This is a genomic window from bacterium, from assembly GCA_024224155.1.
GTDB lineage: Bacteria > Acidobacteriota > Thermoanaerobaculia > Multivoradales > JAHEKO01 > CALZIK01.
The window spans coordinates 1-4,260 of sequence record JAAENP010000230.1 but is presented as its reverse complement, the minus strand read 5'-3'; the positions used below and the strand labels follow the sequence as shown (position 1 = coordinate 4,260).

The following is a 4,260-nucleotide window of genomic DNA, read 5'->3' as shown; positions in this document are numbered from 1 at the left end:
GGCCGGAAAGATGTGGTTCTCGAGCCAGTCCATGAGCTTGAGGTCGTCCGCGAGCCCCCGGAAGAGAACCATCGGCACGTGGGTGTGAGCGTTGATCAGGCCCGGCATGATGACGCCGCCGCCGGCCGAGATCCGGCGGGCTTCGGGGTGCGCCAGCAGAAGCTCTTCCCGCGGACCGACCGCCGTGATCCGGCCGTCTTCGATCGCGACCGCGCCATCGGGTACCACAGTGCCGGCCGCATCCATGGTGACGACCGTGCCACCTTCGACAAGAAGCCACGAACCGGCCGCATCGTTTGGCGCCGCCTCCGCCGAGTTTGTGCCGCTGGAAGGCGCCTGGCACGCAAAGCCGAAGCAGGCGGATGCGACAAGGCAGGCGAGGATGCCAAGCCGCGAGCGTCCTCGGGAGATCGATGAAAGGCCCCGTTTCATGAGCGCCAGATCATCTCATACACCCGATCCCGCTATGATCCGCCTCTCATGCGATCGAGGCGTCGGCTGATCTGTCTGATTGCCGCCTTTCTGACGCCGGTTCAGTTGGTGGCGGAGGCGCGCCGTGAGCCGGTCGAGCTCACGGGTGGTCGAACAGAGGTCCGCTTCAACGCTCACTTGCTCGAGGACCTGGGAATCTCACTTGAGCGATTCACCGCGAGCGAAAAGGCCGATCAGCCCGGACTGATGGAGTTTCGAATTCTGGAAACTTCGGTGCTCGGGCTCGCGCTGCCTTCCGGTTCCTATCGAGGTCCGGTCTCGGGCTTTTTGTCGCACGAAGGCGGACTCGAGATCGACTGGCAGGACGATCACGTGTCGCTCCTCGGTTTCGAGCTTCACCCCGGGCTGCCTCCCAACGCTTTCGAGCTTCGGGCCTCGGACGGCAGCCTGGTCTTCGTGCTCGACAACCCCCATCCCCAGCCCAACTCCGACGGCAGCGAGTTCCTGTTTCTGGACATGGATCTTCGCTTCTCCGGCCAGCTCGCTGAGCGGCTGGGTCGACCGGAGCTCGAGGGGCTCGCGGTCGGCGAAGCGCACGTCCGGACCCGCCGAAAGGCGCGGGCTCAGGTTCCGACGCATGAACCCCTGTCGGGCGCCGAGGCCGGCGCGGGACTCTGTGCCCCCGACTTCAACGGACCGGTCGACGTGCTGCTCGAGAGCATGAGCTCGGTTTCCGAGACCTTCCACGACTCTCAACGAGTGGCCCTGGCTCCGGCGGTGCGCTTGCAGAACGTCGGCACGGCTGACGTGCCCTGGTACCGCTCGATCGCCCCCGACGGTTGGGGCTCCTTCACGGTCGTCGGGCAGCATCCGTTCCTGGTCATGCACCTCTATCGATTGGCCGACGGCCGTATCGAGCAGATCGGGCGCTCGGACGCGAAGCACGCCTTCTTCTCCGGCAATACGCCGCCCTGCGACTGCCAGGCCGATCAAGTCCTGTTCAACGACTGCACCGATCTCTATGGAGCCTCGACCAACGCCAATCGCAAGTTCTTGGCGCCGCGCGAGGAGATCACCGCCTCGACGGGCGCCTGGACGAGCACCGCCTCGCACTTCGACGGGCCCCTCCCCGACGACCTGCGCGGACACGACGAGGCCGACCATCTCGATCCGTTCGAGCACCGGCTGAGCGCGGCGATCGCAGATCTCCAGACACCCGGTGCCGAGTACCGTCTCGAGGCCTGGTATCTGGTCCAGGGAGACATCGACATTTTCAACAGCATGGGTCATCGGGCCGTAGTACCCACCGTGGGCACCCCCTGGACGTTTCCGTTTGCTGATGTCGAACTGACACAGGGCTCGGTGCTCGACACCTGGGTCGACCCGCTCGCGCCTCCGGTGGGCGCGGCTCATGTCAACATCACGACCAATCCGGACGAGGGTGAGCTCAAGCTGGCGGTGAAGGCTTCTGTCTTACCGACGGGGCTCTATCACTATGAGTTCGCGCTGATGAACTTCGACTTCGACCGCCAGATCGACTCCTTCAGTGTGCCGTTACCGGCGGGGGCTATCGTTCAGAACGCCTGGTTCGGCGACGTGGACTCAGACCCCGGCAACGACTGGTCCGCAACGGTCAGTGCCGGTTCCATCACCTGGCAGGCGCCGGCTGGCAATGAGCTGGATTGGGGAACGCTCTTCAACTTCTCGTTCGATACCAACACCCAGCCGGGCGCTGTGCAGGTGACTCTGGGCGTTCTCGAGGCGGGTTCGCCGATGGTGCTCACGCCGACCACGGTCGCACCGGCAACCCTGCTTCCGGCCTCCGAGATCGAGGTCGCTCTTGTGGGCTCAGGCTCAGGTCAGGTCGCGAGTCTTCCCGGCGGGATCGCCTGCGCAGGAGACTGTGCCGAGATCTACGCCGACGGCGTCGGCCTCGAGCTTTCGGCGACCGCCACGTCCGGCTCGGCCTTCCTGCGTTGGGAAGAAGGCGCGGCAATGGTAAGTCAGGACCTGGTGCTCGGTTTTGCGGTCGCCGGAGACCGTGACCTGGTCGCGGTCTTCGATAGCTGTCAGGCTGACGTGACCCTGAGTCCTCAGGTCGTCAGCTCGCCGGCGGTCTTCCACGCCTGCGAGTCGATCACCGCCGGCAACGGCTTCGAGATCGCGTCCGACGTGATTTTCCGCGCCGGGCAAGCAATTGCGCTGGGAGACGGTTTCACCGTGGCCGCCGGTGCCAGCTTCCGCGCCGAGATCTTGCCCGAGCAGAGCACGGTCCCTTGAGCTGACCGGCAACGAGGGGCCCAGCTCCGCCGATCGGGCTCGGTCGGAGTCATCTGCTAAGCAATCGAGGGCAATCAACCTATAGAGAGTCGGCTATAGACGGGGCAAGATTTCCTGGTCAGTTTTCGGAGTCGAGACAAGGCAATGCGCAAGGTTCTTGCGCTAGACTACGCGGACCATCGTGAATTAGCTGCCGGTCTTCGGTAGGACGCACAACGCAATCGACACGAGTCGAGGGAGAAGCATCCATGGTTTTCAAGAGACGCATCATCGGCAAGAAAACCTTGGCATCGATCTCAGGACTCCTGCTCGTTGTGCTGATGCTGGCTTCGGTTTCACCGGCCAACGCCGGAGTATCGGGTCCGGACTTTTCGAAAGTCTTTGTGCCCGACACGATCGGGCCCGGTAGCGTCTCGACTCTTCGGTTCGACATCGTCAACTTCGACAGCGTCGCGGTGACGGACTTGGCCTTCACGGACACGCTCCCTGCAGGCGTAGTGATCGCCACCCCGGCGAATGCGTCGACCGACTGCCTGAACGGCGTGGTCGGCGCTCCGGACGGCGGCGGCACGATCACGTTCAGCGACGGTCAGGTCGGAGCTCTGGAGAGCTGCATCGTATCCGTCGATGTGACCAGCAGCACTCCGGGCACACACATGAACGTGTCGGGGTTTTTGACTTCGAGCGCCGGCGCCGGTGACGTGGCAATCGACGATCTGATCGTCGCGACGACGCTGCCGGGCTTCTCGAAGAGCTTCGCGCCGAGCACAGTTCCTCTGGGCGGCCGCAGCACCCTGACTTTCAAGATCGACAACAGTCTCAACCCACAACGGGTCGGAAATCTGGACTTCACCGACAACCTGCCCACCGGGATGCTCGTCGCCGACCCCGCCAACGCGTCCACCGACTGCGTCAGCGCCAGCAATCCCGACACGACGATCATCGCCGCCCCAGGAACCGACGTCATCACCCTCGACGCCAACGGTTCTACACTCTTCGCGGGTTTCGAGGTACTCCCCATCGGGGCGACCTGCACCGTCACCGTCGACGTGATCGGCGCCGGTGTCGGCATGCTCGACAACACGGACGTCGAGCTGCTCGCCGATTTCACCAGCAGCGGCAAGGCGAGCGACACCCTTGACGTCACCGTCACCCCGCTCGCCCTGACCAAGTCCTTCACCGACGACCCGGTGCCGCCGGGTGGCACCGTTACCCTCGAGCTTAGGGTCTTCAACTTCGATCGCGACTTCTCGGCCACCGGCATCGCCTTCACCGACGACCTCACGACGCTTGTTCCCGCCCTCGCGGGTCTGACCTTCTCGAGCCTGCTGTCGAACGACTGCGGCGGATCGGTCTCCGGCGTCGGCGGCACCACGATCGACTTCAGCGGCGGCACCGTTGGAGCGCAGGGCTCCTGCACCCTCCGTGTCAGCCTGTCGGTACCGGCAGCTACCACGCCCGGGACCTACACCAACACCACGAGCACGATCACCGCGACCGTAGACGGCTCGCCGGTGGTCGGCAACCTGGCGTCGGACGCCCTCGGTG

Annotated in this window: 3 protein-coding genes; 2 read left to right on the top strand and 1 reads right to left on the bottom strand. The window is 64.6% G+C overall.

Going from position 1 to position 4,260, the window contains the following annotated elements:
- Positions 1–432 (bottom strand): amidohydrolase family protein (locus GY769_12475; protein ID MCP4202736.1); only part of this gene is annotated, 432 nt, incomplete at its 3' end.
- 48 nt (positions 433–480) lie between these two features.
- Here GY769_12475 and GY769_12470 point away from each other — a divergent pair.
- Together GY769_12470 and GY769_12465 are read left to right on the top strand one after the other, a co-directional pair.
- The gene (locus GY769_12470; GenBank protein ID MCP4202735.1) at positions 481–2,712 is read left to right on the top strand and encodes a hypothetical protein; all 2,232 of its coding nucleotides are present in this window, start codon (positions 481–483) and stop codon (positions 2,710–2,712) included.
- Between the two features lie 248 nt (positions 2,713–2,960).
- Positions 2,961–4,260 (top strand): hypothetical protein (locus GY769_12465; GenBank protein MCP4202734.1); only part of this gene is annotated, 1,300 nt, incomplete at its 3' end.

Excerpts from the sequence above, each read along its gene's own strand:
- GY769_12470 (MCP4202735.1), top strand. The coding sequence starts at position 481 with ATGCGATCGAGGCGTCGGCTGATCTGTCTGATTGCCGCCTTTCTGACG.